The 24,003-nt window shown below is 44.5% G+C and carries 21 protein-coding genes; 18 read left to right on the forward strand and 3 right to left on the reverse strand.

Annotation, left to right across the window (positions count from 1 at the left end; genetic code table 11):
• The first annotated feature begins 267 nt into the window (after window positions 1-267).
• Complete coding sequence (gltB, locus tag GYX91_RS01865; RefSeq protein WP_174829798.1) at window positions 268-4,734, forward strand: glutamate synthase large subunit; 4,467 nt, start codon at window positions 268-270, stop codon at window positions 4,732-4,734.
• Window positions 4,735-4,783: 49 nt separating this feature from the next.
• The gene (locus GYX91_RS01870) at window positions 4,784-6,193 is read left to right on the forward strand and encodes an FAD-dependent oxidoreductase (RefSeq protein ID WP_174829799.1); all 1,410 of its coding nucleotides are present in this window, start codon (window positions 4,784-4,786) and stop codon (window positions 6,191-6,193) included.
• Between the two features lie 76 nt (window positions 6,194-6,269).
• Here GYX91_RS01870 and GYX91_RS01875 read toward each other — a convergent pair whose 3' ends face one another.
• Window positions 6,270-7,898 (reverse strand): FAD-dependent oxidoreductase, encoded by a 1,629-nt coding sequence (locus GYX91_RS01875; protein WP_174829800.1) that lies wholly within the window; start codon window positions 7,896-7,898, stop codon window positions 6,270-6,272.
• A 13-nt stretch (window positions 7,899-7,911) separates the two neighbouring features.
• The gene (locus tag GYX91_RS01880) at window positions 7,912-9,420 is read right to left on the reverse strand and encodes a polyamine aminopropyltransferase (RefSeq protein ID WP_174829801.1); all 1,509 of its coding nucleotides are present in this window, start codon (window positions 9,418-9,420) and stop codon (window positions 7,912-7,914) included.
• A 203-nt stretch (window positions 9,421-9,623) separates the two neighbouring features.
• Here GYX91_RS01880 and GYX91_RS01885 point away from each other — a divergent pair, with 203 nt between their 5' ends.
• Genes GYX91_RS01885 through speD form a run of 4 tightly spaced genes read left to right on the forward strand, consistent with a single transcriptional unit; the run spans window position 9,624 to window position 13,310 of the window.
• Window positions 9,624-10,022 (forward strand): DUF350 domain-containing protein, encoded by a 399-nt coding sequence (locus GYX91_RS01885; protein ID WP_025330045.1) that lies wholly within the window; start codon window positions 9,624-9,626, stop codon window positions 10,020-10,022.
• Window positions 10,023-10,054: 32 nt separating this feature from the next.
• Window positions 10,055-11,098 (forward strand): SPFH domain-containing protein, encoded by a 1,044-nt coding sequence (locus tag GYX91_RS01890; RefSeq protein WP_370520361.1) that lies wholly within the window; start codon window positions 10,055-10,057, stop codon window positions 11,096-11,098.
• An 8-nt stretch (window positions 11,099-11,106) separates the two neighbouring features.
• On the forward strand, window positions 11,107-12,945 hold the full coding sequence (locus tag GYX91_RS01895) for a DUF4178 domain-containing protein (protein WP_174829802.1): 1,839 nt from the start codon (window positions 11,107-11,109) through the stop codon (window positions 12,943-12,945).
• Complete coding sequence (speD, locus tag GYX91_RS01900) at window positions 12,933-13,310, forward strand: adenosylmethionine decarboxylase (protein ID WP_025330048.1); 378 nt, start codon at window positions 12,933-12,935, stop codon at window positions 13,308-13,310. The genes GYX91_RS01895 and speD overlap by 13 nt, the downstream gene beginning before the upstream one ends.
• A gap of 292 nt (window positions 13,311-13,602) precedes the next feature.
• Here the strand turns inward: speD and GYX91_RS01905 are convergent, their stop codons facing one another.
• Entirely contained in the window at window positions 13,603-14,409 is an 807-nt protein-coding gene (locus tag GYX91_RS01905; RefSeq protein ID WP_038648650.1) for an outer membrane protein assembly factor BamD, read from the reverse strand.
• On the opposite strand from GYX91_RS01905, the gene rluD reads away from it, so the two are divergent.
• The 12 genes from rluD (at window position 14,408) to GYX91_RS01965 (ending at window position 24,003) form a co-directional block, all read left to right on the forward strand.
• The gene (rluD, locus tag GYX91_RS01910) at window positions 14,408-15,538 is read left to right on the forward strand and encodes a 23S rRNA pseudouridine(1911/1915/1917) synthase RluD (protein ID WP_174829803.1); all 1,131 of its coding nucleotides are present in this window, start codon (window positions 14,408-14,410) and stop codon (window positions 15,536-15,538) included. The genes GYX91_RS01905 and rluD overlap by 2 nt on opposite strands.
• 9 nt (window positions 15,539-15,547) lie before the next feature.
• Window positions 15,548-16,339: a peptidoglycan editing factor PgeF gene (gene pgeF / locus GYX91_RS01915; protein ID WP_174829804.1), complete on the forward strand. Its 792-nt coding sequence runs from the start codon at window positions 15,548-15,550 to the stop codon at window positions 16,337-16,339.
• 320 nt (window positions 16,340-16,659) lie between these two features.
• A complete protein-coding gene (locus GYX91_RS01920; protein ID WP_174829805.1) occupies window positions 16,660-17,187 on the forward strand; it encodes a DUF6882 domain-containing protein in 528 nt (175 codons plus the stop codon).
• A 401-nt stretch (window positions 17,188-17,588) separates the two neighbouring features.
• On the forward strand, window positions 17,589-18,320 hold the full coding sequence (locus GYX91_RS01925) for a beta-ketoacyl synthase chain length factor (RefSeq protein WP_174829806.1): 732 nt from the start codon (window positions 17,589-17,591) through the stop codon (window positions 18,318-18,320).
• A gap of 41 nt (window positions 18,321-18,361) precedes the next feature.
• Entirely contained in the window at window positions 18,362-19,087 is a 726-nt protein-coding gene (locus GYX91_RS01930; RefSeq protein WP_238791308.1) for a 1-acyl-sn-glycerol-3-phosphate acyltransferase, read from the forward strand.
• A gap of 3 nt (window positions 19,088-19,090) precedes the next feature.
• The gene (locus GYX91_RS01935; protein ID WP_037392583.1) at window positions 19,091-19,348 is read left to right on the forward strand and encodes a phosphopantetheine-binding protein; all 258 of its coding nucleotides are present in this window, start codon (window positions 19,091-19,093) and stop codon (window positions 19,346-19,348) included.
• A 37-nt stretch (window positions 19,349-19,385) separates the two neighbouring features.
• On the forward strand, window positions 19,386-19,643 hold the full coding sequence (locus GYX91_RS01940; protein WP_025330056.1) for an acyl carrier protein: 258 nt from the start codon (window positions 19,386-19,388) through the stop codon (window positions 19,641-19,643).
• Window positions 19,636-20,184 (forward strand): hypothetical protein, encoded by a 549-nt coding sequence (locus GYX91_RS01945; protein WP_174829808.1) that lies wholly within the window; start codon window positions 19,636-19,638, stop codon window positions 20,182-20,184. Before GYX91_RS01940 ends, GYX91_RS01945 begins: the two co-directional genes overlap by 8 nt.
• A gap of 2 nt (window positions 20,185-20,186) precedes the next feature.
• Entirely contained in the window at window positions 20,187-21,890 is a 1,704-nt protein-coding gene (locus GYX91_RS01950; protein WP_174829809.1) for an AMP-binding protein, read from the forward strand.
• Complete coding sequence (locus GYX91_RS01955) at window positions 21,887-22,627, forward strand: glycosyltransferase family 2 protein (RefSeq protein ID WP_174829810.1); 741 nt, start codon at window positions 21,887-21,889, stop codon at window positions 22,625-22,627. Before GYX91_RS01950 ends, GYX91_RS01955 begins: the two co-directional genes overlap by 4 nt.
• Window positions 22,620-23,570: a glycosyl transferase family 2 gene (locus GYX91_RS01960; RefSeq protein WP_174829811.1), complete on the forward strand. Its 951-nt coding sequence runs from the start codon at window positions 22,620-22,622 to the stop codon at window positions 23,568-23,570. Before GYX91_RS01955 ends, GYX91_RS01960 begins: the two co-directional genes overlap by 8 nt.
• Window positions 23,554-24,003 carry a thioesterase family protein gene (locus GYX91_RS01965; RefSeq protein WP_084551338.1) on the forward strand — a complete coding sequence of 150 codons (450 nt, stop codon included), beginning with the start codon at window positions 23,554-23,556 and terminating at the stop codon, window positions 24,001-24,003. Before GYX91_RS01960 ends, GYX91_RS01965 begins: the two co-directional genes overlap by 17 nt.

Consider the following 24,003-nt stretch of genomic DNA (forward strand, 5'->3'; position numbering starts at 1 on the left):
TTTGGCAATTTTTTTGGCCTTTTAGGCAGTTATTATTAATTATCTCTAAATTGGTGAAAAATAGCAGATATTGTACTCAATTCCATTTTTATACGCAGTAAAACGGATTATCGTAGTGATTTAATCTAAATTTAAATGAAATCACAGAGTTTTTTTTGCGGTGCCGGAGAAAAAAGGTTTTGACGCTTATAGGTAAATTTTTGTATGTTTGTTACCTTGTCTAATTAATTTGTGCTTTGCAGTTAGTGCAGCAAATGAGGTTTCCCGATGTCCAGCTTATACGACCATTCTCTGGTAAAAGAAAACTGCGGTTTTGGATTGATTGCCAATATTGAAGGCGAAGCCAGCCACAAGGTGGTGCGTACCGCAATTCTTGGGCTGTCACGCATGCAGCATCGCGGTGCGATTTTATCGGATGGCAAAACAGGTGATGGTTGTGGCCTGTTACTGCAAATGCCGAAAAAATTCTTTCAGGCTGTTGCCGAAGAAGAAGGAATTACGCTGGCCAAAAACTTTGCCGTAGGGATGATTTTCTTTCCCCGAGATGAGGCTTTGCTAGAAGAATATAAAGCAATAATTGAGGAAGAACTGACGCGTGAAACGCTGAATATTTCATTCTGGCGGCCTGTTCCCACTAATCCGAAAATGCTTGGTTCCATTGCTCTGGCGGATATGCCTTATATTCAGCAGGTGTTTGTTAATGCGCCTGCCGGCTGGCTGCCGCGTGATTTGGAACGGCGGCTGTTTATGACCCGCCGGCGTGTTGAAAAACGGATTAATCATCGTGATTTTTATATTTGCAGCTTATCCAATCAGACGATGATTTATAAAGGGCTGTGTATGCCCAAGGATTTACCGCGGTTTTATCCTGATCTGGCTGATTTGCGCATGCAAAGTGCTATTTGTCTGTTTCACCAGCGCTTTTCAACCAATACATTGCCACGCTGGCAGCTGGCACAGCCATTCCGTTATCTGGCACACAATGGTGAAATTAATACTATTTCAGGGAATCGTGCCTGGGCGCGCGCACGCTCGTATAAATACCATACACCGCTGATTCCCGATTTGCAGACTGCTGCGCCGTTTGTCAATGAAACCGGTTCGGATTCCAGTTCTCTGGACAATATGCTGGAGCTGTTTGTGAACGGCGGTATGGATTTGTTCCGGGCTATGCGTCTGCTGGTACCGCCGGCATGGCAGCACAATCCGGATATGGATGAGGATTTGCGTGCATTTTACGATTTTAATTCCATGCATATGGAACCATGGGACGGTCCGGCCGGTATTGTACTGAGTGACGGCCGCTATGCGGCCTGTACGCTGGACAGAAATGGTTTACGGCCGGCGCGCTATGTTATTACTCAGGATAAACTGATTACGATTGCTTCTGAAGTGGGTATCTGGGATTACGCACCGGATGAAGTACTGGAAAAAGGCCGTGTCGGACCGGGTGAGTTGCTGGTGATTGATACGCGTGAAGGCCGGCTGATGCATTCAGCGGATATCAATACTGAGTTGAAAACCCGGCATCCGTATAAAGAATGGCTGGATAAAAATGTATTATCGCTGATTCCGTTTGAAAAACTGCCGGATGAAGAGGCCGGTACCTCCAGTTTGTCAGCAGACCAGTTGCTGGTTTACCAGAAACTGTTCGGTTATGACATGGAAGAGTTGGAAAATGTAGTGCGGATACTGGGAGAAAACGGACAGGAACCGGTAGGATCAATGGGTGACGATACGCCATTTGCGGTGTTGTCACAACGGCCGCGGGTACTGTACGACTATTTCCGTCAGTATTTTGCTCAGGTAACCAATCCACCGATTGACCCCTTGCGTGAAAAACATGTGATGAGCCTGAATACTTGTATCGGGCGCGAAATGAGTGTGTTTTTTGAGGCTGAGGGAATGTCACACCGGGTGAATTTTAAATCGCCGGTATTGCTGTACTCTGATATGCAGCAGTTATTGCAGCTATCAGCTGAGCATTATCAGCATCATCATCTGGATGCTGTCTATAACCCGAACGAAACCAGTTTGCAGGAAGCGCTGGTACATTTATGCGATGAAGCTGTGGCTGCTGTCAGAAACGGTGCTGTTCTGCTGGTGATATCAGACCGCAATGTCAGCCGGAATGCTATTGCTATTCCTGCTGTTTTCAGTGTCGGTGCCATTCAGCAGCGTCTGGTTGAAACCAATTTGCGCTGTGATGCCAATATTATTGTTGAAACTGCCTCGGCACGTAATCCGCACCATTTTGCGGTACTGATTGGTCTGGGTGCCACGGCAGTGTATCCGTATCTGGCGTATGAAAGTCTGGCCAGAATGGTTAGCATTGGTGCAATTACCAAACCATTACGGCAGGTAATGCTGAATTTCCGCAATGGTATTAATAAGGGACTGTATAAAATCATCTCCAAAATGGGTATTTCAACGATTTCTTCCTATCGTTGTGCCTGTTTGTTCGAAGCAGTGGGCTTTCATCACGAAGTGATGCAGTTATGTTTTAAGAATATGATTAACCGGATTGAAGGTGCAACATTTGCCCAGCTGGATGATGAGCTCAGATGGCTTCACAAGCGGGCATGGCAGAAAAGCCGCGGACTGGAAATCGGCGGTTATCTGAAATACAAGCCGCAGGGTGAGTATCATGCCTATAATCCTGAGGTGGTGAATACATTACAGGCGGCCATAAATACCGGAGACTATAGCCGTTACCGTCGCTATGCAGATGCAGTTAACCACCGTCCGCCTGCTATGCTGCGAGATTTGCTGCGTCTGAAAACTGATAATGCAACGCCGGTTAAACTGGAACAGGTAGAAGCCGCAGAAAATCTGTATAAGCGCTTTGACAGTGCGGCAATGTCTATCGGTGCACTGAGTCCGGAAGCGCATGAAGCGCTGGCTACTGCGATGAACCGTCTGGGTGGTTTCTCCAATTCAGGAGAAGGTGGCGAAGATCCGAACCGCTACGGTACTGAACGGGTATCACGGATTAAACAGGTAGCTTCCGGCCGTTTTGGTGTAACACCGGCTTATCTGATGAGTGCTGATGTTATTCAGATTAAAGTGGCACAGGGTGCCAAGCCGGGTGAAGGTGGTCAGTTACCTGGGGATAAGGTGACTCCGTACATTGCTCAGTTGCGCTTTGCCGTGCCCGGGTCTACGCTGATTTCGCCGCCACCGCATCATGATATTTATTCAATTGAAGATTTGGCACAGCTGATTTTTGACTTGAAACAGATTAATCCGCGTGCGCTGATTTCAGTTAAGCTGGTGTCTTTACCGGGTGTGGGTACGATTGCTACCGGTGTGGCTAAGGCATATGCGGATCTGATTACTATTTCCGGCTATGACGGCGGTACCGGTGCCAGTCCGATAACCAGTGTGAAATACGCCGGCAGCCCGTGGGAGCTGGGTCTGGCTGAAACTCAGCAGGCTCTGGTAGAAAATAATCTGCGCCACAAAGTGCGCTTACAGGTCGACGGTGGTCTGAAAACCGGGCTGGATATTGTGAAGGCAGCTATTCTGGGGGCTGAAAGTTTTGGTTTTGGTACCGGACCGATGATTGCACTGGGCTGCCGCTATCTGCGCATTTGCCATCTGAATAACTGCGCTACCGGTGTAGCGACACAGGATGATACTCTGCGCCATGAACATTTCCACGGCCTGCCTGAGAAAGCAATGAATTATTTCAAATTTATTGCACAGGATGTCCGCGAAATTATGGCGCAGCTCGGCGTAACTCAGTTAACTGATTTAATCGGCCGTACTGAGTTACTGGAAATTGTTTCCGGAATTACGCCTAAACAAGGTACGCTGGATTTGAGCAAGCTGCTGTATTCCCCGAAAGTACCGGATGGCAGCTCACGTTACTGTACGCAGACCAATCCTCCGTTTGATCCGGGACGCCTTAACCGTACCATCATGCAGGATATTGGCGATGCGATACAAAGCGGTGAGGATGTTGAATTAAATTATGATATTAATAATACCGACCGTTCAGTAGGTGCCTCATTATCCGGCCGGATTGCAGAAACTTACGGTAATCGCGGTCACGTGCTCCAGCGTTTTGATATCTATCTGACCGGAACAGCCGGACAAAGTTTTGGCGTATGGCTGGCCGGAACAGTGAATTTATATCTCACCGGGGATGCCAACGATTATGTGGGTAAAGGTATGGCCGGCGGCAAAATTGTGATTCATCCGCACGGCGGCACAGCTTTCCGTCCTGAAGACACGACAATTATCGGCAATACCTGTCTGTATGGTGCTACCGGTGGCAAGCTTTTTGCTTCCGGTAAGGCCGGAGAACGGTTTGCCGTGCGTAATTCCGGCGCTACGGTGGTCGTAGAAGGCATTGGTGACAATGGCTGTGAATATATGACTGGTGGTGTGGTATGCGTACTCGGTAAAACCGGAATTAATTTTGGTGCCGGTATGACCGGTGGCTTTGCCTATGTACTGGATGTAGACGGCTGCTTTAAACAGCGGATTAATCCGGAGCTGGTGGAAGGACTAGATATCAGCGAATTAACTATGCATCAGGAAAATCTGCGCGGGTTAATTGCCGAGCATGTAGAGAATACCCACAGTCCGTTAGGGGAGCGCATTCTGGCAGAATGGGATAATTATGTCAGCCGTTTTGTGCTGGTTAAACCGAAAGCCAATGATGTTGATGCGTTACTGGGACATAAGCCGCGTACAGTTACAGAACTGCGTGCAGTGACCCAGTAAGCCCGCCGGATAATGCAGAAATAATTAGAAATATTGCAAGGAACACCAGATGAGTCAACGCGAAAATGTTTATCAGTTTATTGATGTGCCGCGTGTGGATCCCCCGAAAGAACCGCTGACTGTACGTCGGCATGAGTTTGCGGAAATTTATCAGCCGTTTACTACTGCACAGGCTATTGCCCAGGCAGACCGCTGTCTGGCCTGTGGTAATCCGTACTGTCAGAATAAATGTCCTTTACACAATAATATTCCCAACTGGTTGCGACTGGCCAATGAAGGAAGAATTATCGAAGCAGTTGAACTGGCACACTCTACCAACAGTCTGCCGGAAGTCTGCGGACGGGTTTGCCCGCAAGACCGCTTGTGTGAAGGTGATTGCACGCTGAATGCTGAATTCGGAGCTGTTACGATTGGAGCCATTGAAAAATACATTACTGAACAGGCTTTTGCACAGGGATGGCATCCTGATATCAGTAAGGTGGAAAAAGTAGGCAAAAAAGTGGCGGTAGTCGGTGCCGGTCCGGCCGGGCTGGGCTGTGCCGATGTACTGATTCGCAATGGTGTGGATGTTACGATCTACGAACGGGCGACAGAAATCGGCGGTTTACTGACTTTCGGTATTCCGGCTTTTAAACTGGAAAAAGAAGTGATGATGCGCCGCCGTCATGTACTGACTGATATGGGTATTGAGTTCAGACTGGGGGTAACAGTAGGTGAAGATGTTACCCTGCAAGAACTCGAACAGCAGTATGATGCGGTATTTCTGGGTGTGGGTACTTATCAGGGGCTGCGTGCAGGAATTGAAAATGAAGATGCTGCTGGTGTTTATCTGGCATTACCTTATTTAATCGGCAATACCGAACATTTGCTGAATATTCCCAGTAAAGATTATGTTTCTATGGCCGATAAGCGCGTAGTGGTTCTTGGCGGTGGTGATACTGCCATGGATTGTGTGCGTACAGCTTTACGTCAGCAGGCAAAAGAGGTTATCTGTGCATATCGCCGCGATGCGGCCAATATGCCCGGATCAAAAAAAGAATTCAATAATGCGCGTGAAGAGGGTGTTCAGTTCAGATTCAATGTGCAGCCACAGGCAGTAGTGACCGATGCTGATGGCATAGTAAGCGGTATTCAGGTAGTAAAAACCATAATGGGCGCGCCGGATGAACGCGGGCGCCGGCGTGCTGAAATTGTTGCCGGCAGTGAAGAAGTGATTGCTTGCGATGCGGTGATTGTGGCGTTTGGTTTTGCTCCGCACAGTATGCCCTGGTTAAACAGTGTTGGTGTTACTGTGGATGAACGCGGCCGGATTCAGACCTGTGGTGAATATAAACAGCAGACAGCCAACCCCAGAATTTTTGCCGGTGGTGATATTACCCGTGGTTCTGATCTGGTGGTTACTGCTATTGCCGAAGGTCGTGATGCGGCACAAAGTATTATGGATTATCTTGAAATTTAGAAAATTTGTTATCTGAATCAACAGCTTGTTGTCATATTTCTGGCAGCAGGCTGTTTGATTGTTCTGATACCGCATATTAGTGTTTTGCCAGTATCTGAACTGCCGCACGTTTACCCCAGTAGCAGGCTTCTTCAAAAATCGAATAACCGGATAAATCACTGTGTGCAAACTGTAAGCGACCGGTATAAGTACGCAGTGACTGTAAACCCTGATTGGACAGATAGCCCGGTTGCGGTACAGCCATGGCATGGCCACGTAAACTTAAACGCGCCTGCAACATTCGCCGGCGTAGTTTAACTCCATAGATTTGCTCCAGTTCTGCGGCCGCACACTGATAAATTTCATCGGTTGATGCAGACAGCATCCAGCGGCGCACATTAGCAGGGGTATCATGATTCAGTGCAGTATAGGCGGTAAATGAGGTATAGGCCGGCGGCCCTTGCCGGATTTGCTGGTGGGTTGCCACCACATAACCCAATCCTTTTCCCTGATAGAGGATATTATCCCAGGCGAGTTTGCTGCCTTTGCGTTCTGCCGGAAAACCACGCAGCAGAAAGTTTGCCACAATCCATGGTGCATATTGCGGCATATGGATATCCGGTTTGAATCCGTACTGCTGAATATCTTTAACTACATGGGCTGCAATATAAAGTGGCATGGCACATACAGCATGCTGAGCCTCAAGCCAGTAATATTGTTGCCGCTCTGTACAGATAAGCAGGCGAACACCCTGATTATGCTCCTCAATTGAAACAGCAAAGGCATTGATGCTATATGGCTGAGTGCGCGGCAAACTAATATTCGCCAGACCGGTTGCCGGATGCAGGCGGCAGAATGTGCGTATCCGTTGCGACAGTTCATTCAAACCATCAGGCCATGTCATTATTGTGCCATGCTCATTTTGCTGATTACCGCGCGCGCAAAAATAGTGCAAACCTGCCCAGGCACTGATTTGTCTGATACCTTGTCCGTAATCATCACGGCAGCAATAGTCCAGATACCACAAAAATGTCGGCGAACGATAGTTTTGCTGCTCAAGCCAGTCAGCAAATGTTATTTTTTCCAGACGGCGCCATTGGCTATCCATGCTGGCTAAATCAAGCGGAATAGTGAATAAACGTTTACCATCTGTACCACGCTGACTACTGAGCCTGTGTATAAACTGAAAAAAGCGTTTACTGTCGGCATCTGTATGCGGCAGTAAATCGTTCTGCCATTGCTGCTGATAAAACAGACGCTCATTAGGTACTTGAAGTAAAGCCCGCTCATCATAGACACCATGCTGACAGAGCTGTAAATCACTAAGTAGTTCGCGAATATGTTCTGATTCAGGCGAAGGCAGGGGCAGATAATGGGCTCCGGTCGGATAGTTTACGCCAAACTGCTGTTCGCCGCGGTTATTGCCATTGCGTTCAGCCCCGTCAAGTAAAATATAATCCTGCATGCCTTGTCTGGATAATTGCCACGCCGCAGCCAGAGCTGCCGCCCCGCTGCCGACAATCACAGTATTCACGCTGAATCTGGGTATCTCTGCCGGGACATTTATACGAGCATCACGAATAGCATGGCCGGTTGCCTTACCGGGAAAATCTATACTGACTGGCGGCTGCCCAGGTCTGAAATAGCGCCATGCCTCATAGCCGGTTAGACCTACCATACTGGCACCGAGCACATGGCTGAGAAAACGGCGACGACTGATTTTCATTTCTGCTATTCCTTTAGCGCATGACAGCGCGCCAGTCAGCTTCAAAATACTCTACCAGCTTTTGTGTATTCAGATGATTGGGTTCAACAGAGCGGCGTTGCATATCTTTCGGAAAAATAAACATTTCTCTTGTACTATCGGCATCCAGATAGCGTGTTGGTACCTGATAATGATCAGGAATCAGAAATTCACCGCTCTGATTTGCCATTACATAACCCCATTCACCGAATGACGGAACATAAACATGGTAAGGCAGAGTCTTTAAGCCGGCCGTTTCCAGCGTGTTTACAATACACCAGAACGCATTCGGGGCAAAATAAGGTGAAGTGGACTGCACTACGATATTGCCCTGCGGATTTAAATGCTGTGCAACCATCCGGTACATCGGAACTGAATACAGCTTGCCCAGAGAAAAATTAGACGGGTCGGGAAAATCAATAATGATTGCATCAAATTTCTGCTGATTGTGTTCCAGCCACTGTGCCGCATCCGCATTGATAATATGCATTTTCGGATTATTCAGTGAATTCTGGTTAAGCTGGCGCAAATGAGTAGAGTTACGGAATACTTTAGTCATGCTGGCATCCAGATCGACCAGAGTAACCTGCTTAACCTGAGGGTATTTCAGTACTTCACGAGCAGCCAGTCCGTCACCGCCGCCCAGTATCAGAACACTGGCAGTCTGAGGATTCTGTTCCATTACCGGCAAGACCAGTGCTTCGTGATAACGGGCTTCATCCATTGAAGAAAATTGTAAATTGCCGTTGATAAATAAACGGGTATCATTATGCCATTTTGTAATGACCAGACGCTGATAAGGAGAGGCTGTGCTGTATACGACCGGATCGCCGAAATAATGCTGTTCTGCCTTATCAGTAATTTTATTGGCATAGCAGAAAAGAAGAATCAGAATAAGCAGAACCACATTACCGCGCAGATACAGGCTGCGGTAGCGGCGTAAGTTTTTTTTAAATAACCGCGCAGTTAATAATGCAACAACCGTATTCAGAATACCGAACAGCAGAGCACTTCTGGCCATACCGAGTTTGGGTGCCAGAATCAAAGGAAAGAGCAGGGAAACAGCCAGGGCACCCAGATAATCAAAAGTCAGCACCCGGCTAACGACTTCTTTAAATTCAACTTCCCGTAAATTGAGTACCCGCATGACCAGCGGCAGTTCCATTCCGGTAACAATACCGATGGTCAGTACCATTCCGTACAGTATCGAACGAAAAGGTGTCTCAGAGAAGCCAAACAGAACAAACAGCAGCAGCGCAGAAATACCGCCAACGATACCCACCAGAATTTCGATATCAATAAAACGGCTTAATGCATCTTTGTCCCTGATATAGCGTGTCATATGTGCACCGATACCCATCGCAAACATGTACACGCCGATAATTGAAGAAAACTGAAGTATCGAATCACCAAGCAGATAACTGGCCAGAGCAGCAATAATCAGTTCATATGCCAGACCGCAGCTGGCTACCACAAATACCGATACAATTAAAGCAGGATTCACCGTTTATCCTTTTATTCATTTTGTCTGCTTCAGGCACAGGCTGCTGTGAGGCATCCTGTCTGACTAAACTGTATATACTGATACTGATAAGGCAATAGTTATATTCAGATGTTAAATTTATGCATATTAAAGTAAATTCAATACTATACAAAATAATTATTATACGGTATGTTTAACATCAGAAATAATCGGGATAATAAATAATGACAATTCCTTTATTGCAATATCTCCAATATTTAAAATATTTTGCGGTGGCGCTATCCATGCTAATCGCATTTGCTTTGTTATATATGCGTATTACTCCTGTAGCTGAGCTGAAATTAATTAAACAGGGGAATATTGCCTGTGCTGTTTCGCTGAGCGGCTCAATGATTGGTTTTTGCATCACTCTGACTTCCAGTATGCTGCAATCAGTTAATCTGGTCAGTTTTATTATCTGGGGCATAGCAGCCATGATTATTCAGATTCTGGTGTATTTGATTGCTACATTGCTGATACCTAAAGCTAATCAGGAACTGGTAAATAATAATATTGCAGTCGGAATTCTGTTTTTTGGTTTGTCTGTGGCTATCGGTATTCTTAATGCTGCAGCATTAAGTTAATAATTAACTCTAATTTAAACTGGATACGAACAATGGTAATGAATTCAATTTTTGGCAGTAATGGTCTGGGTGGCTTCATTAAGAAACAATTTATTGACGTTATCCAGTGGGAAAATCCTGACCCGGATGTGTTAATGTGGCGGTTTCCCTTACAAGATCAGGAAATTCAGAATGGTGCCGCTCTGGTGGTGCGTGAGGCACAGTCTGCTCTTTTTGTGGATGAAGGTCAGATCGCAGATCAGTTTGGTACAGGAACATTTACCCTTAATACCCAGAATCTGCCTTTACTCACCAATCTGAAAAACTGGAGTAAATTATTTCAGTCTCCATTTAAATCGGATGTGTATTTTTTCAATCTGCGTCAGCAATTATCCAGACGCTGGGGGACTGCACAGCCGGTTACCATTCGCGACAGTGATTTTGGCGCCATCGCTGTACGCTCGTTTGGCATGTACACTTTTCGCATTGCCCAGCCGGCAGTTTTCTTTCGTGAAGTAAGCGGTGTCTGTGAAGAATACCGAACTGAAACACTGGAAGAGCAGTTGCGTAATCTGGTCATTACTCAGATGGCCACTGCTTTTGGCAATTCTTCTATTCCTTTTCTGGATATGGCTGCTAACCAGCTAATGCTGTCACAGCAAATGATCACATTACTGAAACCGGCTTTTGCAGAGCTCGGACTGGAGCTGGAAAAGTTTACTGTGGAAAGTATTACTCTGCCGGAAAATCTGCAAAAGCGTCTGGATGAGCGTATCGGCATGGGTATTGTCGGGGATATAGCACGTTATACCCAGTATCAGACTGCACAGGCCATTCCGCTGGCAGCGGAGAATGAAGGCGGTATTGCCGGAATTGGTGCCGGACTGGCTGCCGGTATGAATATAGCCACTGTGATGACTTCCGGTCTGACCGGAACGGTGGCTGCACAGACTGCACCGGCCGGTAGTACTGAAAACGGAACTTCAGATTTAACTGCCCGGCTCGCGCAACTGAAAACATTGCTGGAGCAAAACCTGATTAGTCAGAATGATTATGATACTGCCAAGGCTGAGATTATCAAAAAAATCACCGGTTAATTCGCAGTATGAATAGTTCATCCTCTTATCTTCTGCACACAAGCTGTCCCAGCTGCGGGGCTGAAATCGGAATCCGTTCAGCCACCGCAGTCACTGCGGTTTGCGGCTATTGTCATTCTGTTTTATTAGTTAATCAGAATAAACTGCTTCAGTCAGGACGCCATTCTGCAGTATTGAATGATTTATCTCCGCTGCAAATCGGTACTACCGGTAAGTGGCAGGGTAAGTCATTTATTCTGATCGGGCGTATACAAGTACATTATGAAGCAGGTTTATGGAATGAGTGGCATGCACTGTTAGAAGATGGCAGCAGTGCATGGCTGTCTGAAACTAATGACCGTTTTGCTTTTACCCGTTTGCAGCCGGCATCTGCCGGTGAGGAAAAATTACCCGAATTCAGTAGTCTGAAAGTCGGTAAAACATTTTTTAAGTATCAGTCACGTTGGTATGCTGTAGCTGATATTCACAAAACCAGCCGCGGTCAGTATGTGGCTGAAGGTGAGTTACCTGTATCGCTGCCAAATTCTGAAACAGCACTGGTAGCTGATTGCCGTAATGGTTTGTCATTTATTACGCTGGATTACTCATCCGGTCAGCAACAGCCTGAAGTTTTTGCAGGCCGGGGAGTGACCCTGAAATCACTGAAACTGCAAAACACTCGCAGAAAAGAACAGATACGCAGCCAGGCCGGTTATGTAAAAGGCAGTACTAAAAGAGGTAAATGCCCGAGTTGCGGCGGTGAAATTCTCTGGGTAAGCGGGGTAACCGATTACGTACTATGCCAGTATTGCCACGGTCAGATGGATATGAGTGAAGACGCGGCATTACAGAAAAACATCAGTGAGAAGCGTGAATGGTATGAGCGTCAGTTAACCATTAAAATTGGCAGTAAAGCACGTATCAACAATGAAGACTGGTGGGTACTGGGTGCAATGATACTGGTGGAATTACCAGTACAGATAGCTTTTCCGGATGTACCTTTGTATGTTCAGGTTATGCGTGAAGAGACAGAGGAAGAAGACAGTCTTGGTTGGACTGAATATCTGCTTTACTCACCCAGAAAAGGCTTTTTATGGCTGCTGGAGCTGGAAAATAATCAATGGGCAATGTCTTCAACACTGGACGATTGGCCTATTTTAAACGGACCATTACAACCGCTCGATTTAAAAAGAGAAGATATTCCGTTTTTATATGATTATGCTGCCCATGTAATGTATGCTGCCGGTGCATTTTACTGGCAGGTTGCTCCGGGCGATAGAATGTATTATATCGATTATGGTTGCAAGGCGCATAAACTGTCTACAACGCTCACGGACAACGAACAATCATGGTCTGTGGTCAGCACCATCCCTGCTTCTCTGGTGGCTGCATGGTTTCAAAATGATAAAAATATCAGTATTAAAGCAAAACCCCTTGAGCGGGATAAAGCTGTTGAAATTGTGCGTGAACATCAAGGCATTAAAGCAAAAGATTTTAATGCCGACAATATCAGAAAATGGTCCCGGCAAACCTTTATAAATTCTCTGTTTAATATTTATAACCCTAATTTCTGGATAGCTTTATTTGTTGTTTTAAATTTACCGGTAATTTTTATAATTTTGGTCGGCGGACCGGCTGATTATGACTATGGAATTGATGCGGTGCTAGTGTTTATACTTGCTTTTAGTTTACTGCCGACTGTGCCCAAATTAAAAACTAGTCAATTAAATAACACCAGGAAATACAATATTTATATTGCTGCAATACTATTAATTGCATTTACATGGATAGATTATGCCGCGCATGAAACAGATACAAACTCTTCGGGCGGGCATTATTATAGTAGCAGCGGGCGATGGCACAAATAAAACAGCTTAGTCATAGTGTAGGGCAGCACTGTTTACTGGATGTTTATCAAACAAACGGTAACTGGTTGCAGGATGCTGTTGCCATCGAAGAATTATTGCGTCAGGCTGCGCAGGCAGCACAGGCGCATATTCTTACCAGTCATTTTCATACTTTCGGCGGCAATGGTGGTGTTACGGGTGTATTGTTATTGGCTGAATCACATATCAGTATCCATACATGGCCTGAACATCACTATGCTGCCATTGATATATTTATGTGCGGACAGTTACTGACTGAAGCTGCTGTGGCAAAATTACAAAAATTATTACCGGATGCACAGATGCAGATTCGCTGGTTAGCACGCGAATATTTGCCAAAAGTATAAAATTTTTCTGAACTGAAATCAGGGTAACAATAATCAGAACATACTTTTCAATTTCAGAAACGATGCCTGCAGAAATTCCGAGCATATTGAATAAATATTTGCTGTAAAAAAGAATACAGATTACTTGTACTTGTATTTGTAAGTCCTGATGACTTCTGTGCACCATGTGCAATAACTATACAGAGCAGAATAATCAATTGCGCATATACAAAAAATCAGACCAACATCTGCGCATTGGTCTGATTAAGAAGTGTAGCTTATCTGAGACTGAGTACCGGAATATCAGCCGTAATTACTTCCAGTAACGCCACCATGGAATGGTATTGTGATCCTGCCATGGTTTCTGTAAATACGGGCTGTTCGGGAAATTCTGTGCCAGTACACGTTTGGTATCATCACTGAGTTTCTGCTCGCCCAGATTTGCATATGCTGAAACCATGATTGCCAGAGCTTCTTCAACATTTGGCGTGTTCTGAAATTGAGAAATGACAGTCTGTGCCCGTCCTACCGCAGCAAGCCACGCACCGCGCTTCATATAATAGCGTGCCACGGAGAGTTCATTACCACCCAGTGCATCCAGCAGTTTCTGCATTTTGGCACGGGCGTCGTCAGCATATTTGCTCTGTGGAAAATACTGTACGAGCAGAGCAAAAGTAGCATAAGCTTCACGGTTTGCTTTAGGATCGCGGTCAGACCAGTCCTGTTTTGCCAGTTTGCTGACAAATGATTTGTCTTCATTGAGCTGAATCAGCGCTTTCAAATATAGCGCATAATCCATATTCGGATGTTGCGGATAAAGACGCTGGAACTGTTCAATCGCAGCCAGTGCCTTATCGTTCTCATCATCCTTATAATAAGCATAAGCCGTATCCAGCTGAGCCTGTTCGGCATAAGAACCATAAGGAAAACGTGCCTGCAGAATTTCGTATAATTTCTCTGCATGAGTATAATTACGGTGCATCAGCTCATCATGTGCTTCATTGTACAGACGCTGAACTGACCAGTCCTGGGTAATCTGGGAATCTTTATCTACCGTACTTGTGCTGGCACAGGCACTCAGTAACAGGCCTAAGGCCACCGCCAAAAACAAATTTTTCATGAAAGACACTTCTTTGTTAGAGAATGATGACGATTATAACGATGATTTGCCATTTACGGCAGATGATAGTACACAAAGTTATAAAAATTGGACAGTACCTAATGAACTGGCCGGCCTGCGTCTGGATGCCGCACTGGCAAAACTGGCACCGGAATTTTCCCGCAGCCGGCTGACTGCGTGGATAAAAGACGGCCATGTCACAGTCAATGGCAGCGTAGTCCCGCCCAAGTATAAACTGATAGGCGGCGAAGCCATACAGGTAGCCATCCAGCAGGATGAAAGCCAGATGGCTTTCATACCGCAGGCTATGTCACTGGATATTATATATGAAGATGATAGTGTACTGGTACTGAATAAACCGGCCGGGCTGGTTGTACATCCTGCAGCAGGAAACTGGCAGGGCACATTACTCAATGGTCTGCTCGCGTATTGCCCGGCACTGACACAAGTACCACGAGCCGGTATCGTGCACCGTTTGGATAAAGATACCAGCGGATTAATGGTTGTTGCTAAAACCATAGTCGCACAAACTCATCTGGTTCGTCAGTTACAGGCACGGACAGTCAAACGTACCTATCGTGCTGTTGCTGACGGGGTAGTGCCGTTTGACGGTAAAATTGAAACACTGATCGGACGTGATCCGCATAATCGTACCCGTATGGCTGTTGTCCCTTTTGGCGGCAAAGAGGCCATTACGCATGTAAAAGTACTCGAACGTTATGCCGATTTCAGCTATATCGAATGTCAGCTGGAAACCGGCCGTACTCATCAGATTCGCGTACATATGAAAGCTGCCGGACATCCGCTTGCCGGAGATGCTCTTTATGGTAATCCGCGCCATCACACCACAACAGAAGTCAGAGACGCTATTAAAATGCTGGCACGTCAGGCACTGCATGCCTACCGGCTGAGTTTTATTCATCCGCAAACTCAGGAGAATATGCAATTTGAAGCTCCGTTACCGGCTGATATTTATCATTTACTGTCTGTACTGCGTTTACAGGCTGGCATGGACTCTTCCATTAAAACCGAAGACCAATGGCAGCAGCGGCTGAGTGCGGAAGCAGCAGAAGATGATGACTGGGACGACGATGATTATGATGTGGATGTTATTTATGTACGCGAATAGGACAGAGGAATGAATCAATGGGACATGAATCAGGCACTCGGTCTGAATCAGAATAAAAATGTCTTTTTTAATGCACAATGGCCGGCACCAGCCAGTGTGCATACCTTGTTTACAACACGTCAGGGCGGTGTGAGCCAGCCACCGTTCAGTTCATTGAATGTCGGAGCACATGTCGGTGATAACGCAGATGCCGTGCAGCATAATCGTGCATTAGTACAACAACAGGTAGCAAAACCTCTGGCTTATCTGAATCAGGTGCACAGCGCAGATGTTATTAATGCTGTGTCTGCGTTAACTGCATTGCAGTCAGGTACACCGGCCAATGCTGATGCAAGCTTTTGTCACCGCGGCGAATCGGCAGCCTGTGCGATTATGACAGCCGATTGTTTGCCGGTATTATTGTGTGACCGTGCCGGAACAGTAGTTGCCGCTGCACATGCCGGCTGGCGCGGGCTGGCAAACGGAGTATTGCAGAATACTGTAGAGGCTATGCAGGTTAACCCTCTGGAAATATTAGCTTATCTTGGTCCTGCAATCGGACCGGAAGCTTTTGAAGTCGGCGCTGAGGTATGGGAGGTGTTTTGTCTGAAACAGCCAAAGGCACAGACTGCATTTACAGATATTGGTAATGAGCACTATCTGGCTGATATTTATGCTCTGGCACGGCTGGCTCTCGCAGATGCCGGCGTGCATCAGGTATATGGTGGAACGGAATGTACTGTATTGCAGCGTGAGCGTTATTTTTCTTATCGTCGTGACGGGAAAACCGGACGTATGCTCAGTGCAATCTGGCTCGAATAAAACCGCAATGGATTAAATTGCTTACAAATCGAATTCATTTTTTAGCCAGAGCATCAATGTTTTATAGAAAATAATCAACTTAAAAAATAAATTGTTGATGCTTCTGGCGAAAAATTTAATCCGGTCATGCATGCTAATAAAGTGGTAAATATCTGATAATAAATGCTTAATAATATTGTAAGTATATACTTTGTTTAGTTAACTATAAAAAACTGATTTAGAATTTAATAATTATCGTGATATAATTCAAGTAGTTATAACAATCAATAAATATATAAAATAATTGTTTCTTAACCAGTATTATAAACAGGGGATAAAACATGGGTAATTTCTTAAAAAAACTTTTTGGCAGCAAAGAGAAAAATACTGATCAGCATACAACAGAGCTTTCCGAGCCAGAGCTTACCATTGCACGCGCAAATAACGAGATACAATTACGCACGCAGATAGCAATAGATACTTGGGGTCTTGATACTGCTGAATGGAGTGCAGACCTTGATACCGGTACGATTACTTTTGTCAGTCATGAAAAAAAACTGATGGTAACTGCCCCAGTACAAATAGTTGGTACATACAATACTGAAGACAATACCTGGTTATGGGGATGGGATCATCCGTCAGTCAGTGAATCGCTCAGTGTAGCTGCACAAAAAGTACGAGATTTTGGTACAGAATATAATCTGGAAGCACTCACCACTCGCAAACTTGAGATTTCTATGGATGATGCATGGGGATTTGCTGCACTTGCGTGTTACCTCAGCGGCGGTGAAGGCTGCTATACCGGTTCGGCAGACACAACGAAAATATTCATGGTCTATGGTACGGTAACAATAAGTAATAAAGACTAACTAGCAAACTATTATCGAAGTAATCAGTAAGATTAGATGTGCATTACTTTGCGGATATGACATTGAAATTTCCATAAATAAGCGCTTTAACAGAGGAGCACGGCGTTTATGTGCTGATAGGTATATACTAATATCTGCAAATAAATTAATTTAAAATCCAAATAATAATTAACACTTAATTTAAATTTTAAATTACATTTAACCATTTACTCTTATTATTTTTAATCATTAACTATTAGTTATTTATGGCATTTAATATTGTATAATCAAATACTTTAAAATTTACCAAATATATTGAAATTAAATTGATTCAAATGACATTAACAATTAACAAAAAATCTTATTGTTTATTGTTATATATTTACATATAATGTCAAGTTTATAAGATTTTCAACAGATATATGAAATTTTCAATATCTGACTGGCATGCTGTTAGTCCTTTTCATCATACGCCGGAAGACTGGCAAAAATGGGTTGCTCAGCGCAGAAATATAGGTGGTTTACCGGTTAAAGATGTGGATTTATCTTTTTTGCCGGCAATGAAAAGACGCCGCTTAAGCTCTGCTGCTCGTTTGATGTTTGCTGCGTCATGGCCGCTGCTGCAAGAGGATGCTTCCTGTCCGGTAGTTTTTGTTTCTCATGATGGTGAGATCAACCGCAGTTTTCAATTGTGGAAAAGCCTGATACAGCAAGAAGAGTTATCACCCACTTCGTTTGCCTTATCAGTACATAATGCCATTATCGGACAATGGTCGCTGATGCGGGGTGATATGAGCGAAAGTATTGCGCTGACTGCCAGATACAATGGTTTGGAAATCGGAGTTACTGAGGCTGTAGGTCTGCTGGAAGAGGGGGCATCACAGGTTTTGGTAGTCGTAGTAGAAGAACCTCTGGCTGAGGAATATAACGTAGCTGCTGTACGTGCTCCGTTTCCGCTGGCACTGGGGTTAATTATTACCAGAGGTGAACAGGTAAGCCTGACTTATTCAACAGCAGATACTGGCAACGAATTATTATCTGGTGAACTGAATTATTACAGTAGTGCACTGGAATGGATTACACAGCAGATTACAGCGCAACCGGTGCGTCATCAATCTGCGGAGCAAGGTATCTGGCAGTGGCAAATTGGTTAACGGATTGGTGTAACTGGCTGTGGCGCTGGTGTGCAACAGCAATGGGTTTTGTAATTTTTGGTGTATTCGGGCTGCTGTTTAAAATAATTCTGTGGCCTTATACCTTACCTGCTGCAAGAAAAAATGCAGATAGCCAGATAAAAGCGCGACGACTGGTTGCATCTGTCTGGGCGGCATTTATCCGTTATCTGAGTATCACAGGAGTTATTGCTGTCCGCTATCATGGTTTTGAACGTTTGGGTCGCCCCGGGCAACTGATTCTGGTGAATCATCCTTCATTACTGGATGTTGTGTTTATGCTGGCCAAGGTGCCGGTGCTCAACTGTATTGTTAAGAAGGATTTGTTGCATAATCCGGTAATGAAAAACTCGATACTTGCCTGTGGATTTTTACCGAATGATGAATCCTTACAGGTTATTGAGGATGCGGATGCAATACTGCGCAGCGGGCAGAGTATGCTGATTTTTCCTGAAGGCACACGTACCGGATGGGATAATAAAATTTGTTTTAATCGTGGTGCTGTGTCTATCGGATTACGCAGTGCCAGCGTAATTACTCCGGTCGTGATTGTCATGAATCCGCCGGCACTGAAAAAAAACCAACCCTGGTATCAGATACCAAAACAGAAAATTCATTATGATTTTTATGTTGGTGATGATATCGATCCACAGCAGTGGTTACAACACAAGCCTTTGCCAATTGCGGCAAGACAACTTAACCAGCAGTTGCAGGAATATTTCCAGCAGGAATGCAGTAGAAGAAAGTAGTAAATGAGCGATTTAGTTATTCAGATTAAAGAATTAATTATTGACAGTTTAGGGCTGGAAGATATCACAACAGATGATATAGGTGATGATATGGCCTTATTCGGGGATGATGGTCTAGGACTGGATTCAGTAGATGCTCTGGAGTTAGGTCTGGCCATTCAGAAAAAATTTGGTTTGCAAATGGAAAGTGACAGCAGCCAGCTGCGCGAGTATTTTTTTAGTGTTAATACATTAGCAAATTACATCCAAAGCAAACGTTAAAGATAACCTGTTTTTATTTTAAAAGGGAAACCTGTGTATGACTGAACAGGAAATTTATGCCATTCTGGCAAATGCACTGGAAAATCTGTTTGAAATTGCTCCAGAGCGAATCAAGCCGGAAGCCGATTTATTTGCAGATTTAGAAATTGACAGTATTGATGCTATTGATCTGATTGATTATATCAAGCGCCAGACTGGACACAAATTACAGGCAGAGGATTTTCGCAATGTGCGTACGGTAGCTGATGTGATTCAGGCAGTCATGAACAAGGCCAAACAGGCCGAGAATGCCTAAATTATATCCGGTAATTAATACTGTACTCGTTCTGGTCAGTATCCTTTATCCGTTTATCTGGTATTTTGGTCAAAAATACACCGGTGTTATTCCGGTTGCAGTATTGATGGCGCTGATCTGGCTGTTACGGGCATTACTTAATCGTCAGCCATTACAAAAGCTGTTGTCATGTACAGTAATGTTACTGTTTATCGTTTTAGCATGGCTGCATTCAGCTAAAGCCATGTACTGGTATCCGGTAATGGTAAGTGCGCTGCTTTTGCTGGTATTTGGAGCAAGTCTGTATAGCCGGCAGTCTTTAATTGAGCGCCTTGCCCGCTTACAGCGTCCTGATCTGCCTGCTTCAGGTGTACGCTATACCAGACGTATTACTCAGATATGGTGCGGTTTTTTTTGTGTGAATATCATAATTACCGCTGGTTTGATTACCGGTGAATACTGGCACGCATGGACTGTATATACAGGGCTGATTTCTTATCTGCTGATGGGAATACTGTTTGGCGGAGAGTTTCTGTATCGGCGGTTAATATTAAAAATATAAATATGATGACGTCAGAGCAATTCTGGGCAGAGCGGGCCCGAAGTCAGGCTTTATTTACTACTGGTCAGAGCAGCCTGAGCTGGCAGCAGGCCATGGCACAAATAACGGCATTAAGCCAGTATTTGTCTGATCATTCTGTCAAACGTGCCGGTCTGTATTTTGATGATAATGCTCATTTTGCTATCGCTTTACTGGCATGTGTGCAGGCCGGTACAGATGTTTATCTGCCGGCTAATCTTTCTGATGAAAATGCTCAGTGGCTGGAGCAGACTGTAGATATTTATCTGTCTGATGAAATTAATAATCAACTAAATATTCCGTCATTACCGGCATCTGCATGGATTTCACAGAGTTACAGTGAGTCTGACAGAAAGCCAATAAATAATATCGCGGTATTTTTGCAAACATCAGGTTCTACCGGTAAAGCCAAACTGATTAAAAAAGACTGGAACGTATTGTGTCTTGAGGCACAGATTCTGGCAGCGGTATTACCGGATTCAGTTATCAAAGACCGGCCGGTTGTGCTGGGCAGTGTCAGTGTACAGCATATGTATGGGCTGAGCTTTCTTATTATGCTCAGCATGTATCTTGGATTGCCGCTTTATCGCCAGCGCCTTATTTTTCCGGAGTTATTGCTGGTAACTAGTCAGGCTTTTAAAAAAGTGATCTGGATCAGCAGCCCGACTTTACTGCATACATTCCGGCAAACTCATGATATCTCTCTGGCTAAAGGGCATGTGAGTGCTGTTATTTCTGCCGGCGGAATATTGGCACAAACCAATAAAGATTTTTTGCATGAACATATCTGCTCTGAAGTAATTGAAATTTATGGTAGTACTGAAACTGGCGCAGTAGCCAGTCGAATCAAACAGCCATACTGGCAGTTTTTTCCTGATATTAGTTATAGCGTTAGTCAGAATGGTTTGGCTGTTCAGTCGCAGCGCTGTACTACCGAGCAATTACTGGCTGATGCAGTGGTGGAACATGAAAATGGTTTTGATTTGTTAGGTAGGATAGACCGGATTATCAAACTGGCAGATAAACGTATTTCCCTTATGCAACTGGAAAATCAGCTTATGCAGCATGAATGGGTTGCTGATATTCATATTCTAAAGCATCCTGAGGGTACTCATCTCGCTGCATGGGTGGCTTTGACCAATACCGGCATTCAGGAATGGTGCAAACAGGGACGCAAAGTTATTATTCATCAGTTAAAAAACTATCTGGCTAAAAGTCAGGAAAAAATTGCCTTGCCGCGCCATTGGCGGTTTACAACAGTGTTACCGCGCAATACACAAAGTAAACTGAATCCGGAGGATGTACAACAGGCCATTTTACAGCCAGTTATCAACCCTGTTGTTCTGGATCAAAAAATGATTTCTGCAGATGAATACTGGTTACGTATTCAGGTCCCTCTGGATCTGGAGTATTTCAAAGGTCATTTCGATGTATTTCATCTGGTACCGGGTGTTATTCAGATTAAATGGATCATAGAACTGCTACAACAATGTTCGTGGCTGGTTCAGGCACCGTTACAGATGGAAAATCTGAAATTTCAACATTTTCTCCGGCCGGCTGATGTTGTTGAACTGGTATTTAAGCGTGATTGTGTCCGCAGAAAAATTTCCTTTCAATGCACAATGCAGGATAAAAAAATTACTTCCGGCCGGTTGGTGATACCTGATAGTGAAAGTGATGCATCATGAAAGTGCTGGCATTGATTCCGCATTATAACCATTTGCATACAGTAGGTAAGGTAGCTCAGTCGATGCTGGGCTATGGGATAGATTGTCTGATTGTAGATGACGGTTCTGATGAAACAATTCGTACGCAATTACGTGAATTATTACAACCCGGTATTGAAATAATTTATCGTGCCTGTAACGGTGGCAAAGGTGCAGCGGTTAAGGATGGCATAAAGTATGCTGCCGTACATGGCTATACACATATTTTACAGGTGGATGCTGATGCACAGCATTGTCTGGAAGATACGCAAAAACTGATAACTGCCGCTGAAGCACAGCCTCATGCAGTTATTTGCGGGCGACCAGTTTACAATGACGATACACCAAAAGCACGTCTTTATGGACGTAAAATTACTAATTTCTGGTTGGCAGTAAATACGTTATCAATGGATATTCAGGATGGAATGTGCGGATTCCGTATTTATCCGCTGGTTCCTACCTTTGATGTGATCAGAGAAAAAAAAATCGGTAATTACATGGATTTTGATGCTGAGCTTCTGGTGCATCTGCATCGGCGGGGCTGTGTCTTTATCTGGATTGATACGCCGATTACTTATGCTTCCGATGGTATTTCCCATTTTCGGGTCTGGAAGGATAATGTTCTGATTTCCAGAATGCATGCACGTTTATTTGTCAATATGTTATTGAATTTACCGGAGATTTTGAGGCAGCGCCGGAAAAGGAAGCTCCATGGCTAATTCAATCCGACACTGGGCTAATCAGCAGGAACGGGGAAGTAGCTTTGCCTTGCTTCTGACCCGTTATCTGGTTAAATATTGTCCTGTACTGCTTTTGTCACCGATAGTTTGTATAGTAGTGGCATATTTTTATCTGACCGCGTCATCGGCACGCCGAAATGTTGCCTGTTATCAGCATTTATTAGCAGAAAACCATACAGAGCTGTCCCGGATTCTGTCCGTAAAAGGATCTGTATTCCGGCAATTTTATGCTTTTGCTCAGGCTATAGTCGACCGCTTCGCGGTCTGGCAGGGGCGCATCAGATATGAAGATCTGATTATTCATGATCCGGATAATCTTACTCAGTATATTGATCATCCTGTTGCAGGTACTACGGGTCAGATATTTGTCTGTTCACATTTAGGAAATACAGAAATCTGCCGTGCATTAGTCAAAAAACATAAGAGTCTTATACTGAATGTGCTGATTCATAGCAGCCATGCAGTGAAATTTAATCAGGCTTTAAAAGACGCCGGTGCTTCACGGATTCGTTTAATTCAGGTGACATCTCTGGATACAAAGGTAATGATGGAGCTGAATGAAAGAGTGCAGCGTGGTGAGTGGCTGGCTATTGCTGCTGACCGTGTACCGGTAAGAGGAGAGAAAATTGTAGCCATCCCATTTCTCGGGCAGACAGCAAACTGGCCGCAGGGACCATGGTTATTAGCCGGATTATTAAAAGTACCAGTCAATACCTTGTTCTGTTTTAAACAGCAGGGTAAGTATCATTTACATATTCAGCGTTTTGCAGCAAATGTGAACTGGAAACGGCAAAAAAGGGAGCATTGTATTAAACAATATGTTCAGCAATATGCTCAATTGTTAGGTACTTATTGCTGTAAAGCACCAAGACAATGGTTTAATTTTTTTGATTTTTGGAATCAGAATGACAGAGCAATATAAGCAGTTACGGCACAGTGTGATTATTGAAGTACCTTTCTTTGATGTCGACTCAATGGATATTGTCTGGCACGGACATTATGTCAAATATCTGGAAGTAGCACGCTGTGCTTTTTTAAGTGCTATAGGTTATGATTACAACGTCATGAAAACCAACGGTTATGGCTGGCCGATTGTGCAACTGAATCTCAAGTATGTACGACCGGCTGTTTTCGGACAGAAAATCCGCGTTGAAGTTGTATTAAAAGAATATGAAAGCTGTTTGAAGTTTGATTATGTCATTAGTGACATTATCAGCGGCAAAAAGCTTACCAAGGCATCAAGTATGCAGGTTGCTGTGTGTATGCAGACACGGGAAACTCAGTTTCAGACGCCTGAAAGCTGGTTACAGGCAGTGCGAAATGCCATGCAAAATGGTTTGAAAGGGGAAGATTAA

The organism is Snodgrassella sp. ESL0304 (assembly GCF_013344995.1).
Classification (GTDB): domain Bacteria; phylum Pseudomonadota; class Gammaproteobacteria; order Burkholderiales; family Neisseriaceae; genus Snodgrassella; species Snodgrassella alvi.

Bases quoted from the DNA above. Each gene is read 5' to 3' on its own strand.
- GYX91_RS01935 (WP_037392583.1), top strand. From the start codon at position 19,091: ATGAGCGATTTAGTTATTCAGATTAAAGAATTAATTATTGACAGTTTA.
- GYX91_RS01955 (WP_174829810.1), top strand. From the start codon at position 21,887: ATGAAAGTGCTGGCATTGATTCCGCATTATAACCATTTGCATACAGTA.
- rluD (WP_174829803.1), top strand. From the start codon at position 14,408: ATGAAAGACACTTCTTTGTTAGAGAATGATGACGATTATAACGATGAT.
- GYX91_RS01890 (WP_370520361.1), top strand. From the start codon at position 10,055: ATGGTAATGAATTCAATTTTTGGCAGTAATGGTCTGGGTGGCTTCATT.
- GYX91_RS01940 (WP_025330056.1), top strand. From the start codon at position 19,386: ATGACTGAACAGGAAATTTATGCCATTCTGGCAAATGCACTGGAAAAT.
- GYX91_RS01925 (WP_174829806.1), top strand. From the start codon at position 17,589: ATGAAATTTTCAATATCTGACTGGCATGCTGTTAGTCCTTTTCATCAT.
- GYX91_RS01960 (WP_174829811.1), top strand. From the start codon at position 22,620: ATGGCTAATTCAATCCGACACTGGGCTAATCAGCAGGAACGGGGAAGT.
- gltB (WP_174829798.1), top strand. From the start codon at position 268: ATGTCCAGCTTATACGACCATTCTCTGGTAAAAGAAAACTGCGGTTTT.
- GYX91_RS01885 (WP_025330045.1), top strand. From the start codon at position 9,624: ATGACAATTCCTTTATTGCAATATCTCCAATATTTAAAATATTTTGCG.
- GYX91_RS01920 (WP_174829805.1), top strand. From the start codon at position 16,660: ATGGGTAATTTCTTAAAAAAACTTTTTGGCAGCAAAGAGAAAAATACT.
- GYX91_RS01965 (WP_084551338.1), top strand. From the start codon at position 23,554: ATGACAGAGCAATATAAGCAGTTACGGCACAGTGTGATTATTGAAGTA.
- pgeF (WP_174829804.1), top strand. From the start codon at position 15,548: ATGAATCAATGGGACATGAATCAGGCACTCGGTCTGAATCAGAATAAA.
- GYX91_RS01950 (WP_174829809.1), top strand. From the start codon at position 20,187: ATGATGACGTCAGAGCAATTCTGGGCAGAGCGGGCCCGAAGTCAGGCT.
- speD (WP_025330048.1), top strand. From the start codon at position 12,933: ATGGCACAAATAAAACAGCTTAGTCATAGTGTAGGGCAGCACTGTTTA.
- GYX91_RS01945 (WP_174829808.1), top strand. From the start codon at position 19,636: ATGCCTAAATTATATCCGGTAATTAATACTGTACTCGTTCTGGTCAGT.
- GYX91_RS01875 (WP_174829800.1), bottom strand. From the start codon at position 7,898: ATGAAAATCAGTCGTCGCCGTTTTCTCAGCCATGTGCTCGGTGCCAGT.
- GYX91_RS01905 (WP_038648650.1), bottom strand. From the start codon at position 14,409: ATGAAAAATTTGTTTTTGGCGGTGGCCTTAGGCCTGTTACTGAGTGCC.
- GYX91_RS01930 (WP_238791308.1), top strand. From the start codon at position 18,362: ATGGGTTTTGTAATTTTTGGTGTATTCGGGCTGCTGTTTAAAATAATT.
- GYX91_RS01870 (WP_174829799.1), top strand. From the start codon at position 4,784: ATGAGTCAACGCGAAAATGTTTATCAGTTTATTGATGTGCCGCGTGTG.
- GYX91_RS01895 (WP_174829802.1), top strand. From the start codon at position 11,107: ATGAATAGTTCATCCTCTTATCTTCTGCACACAAGCTGTCCCAGCTGC.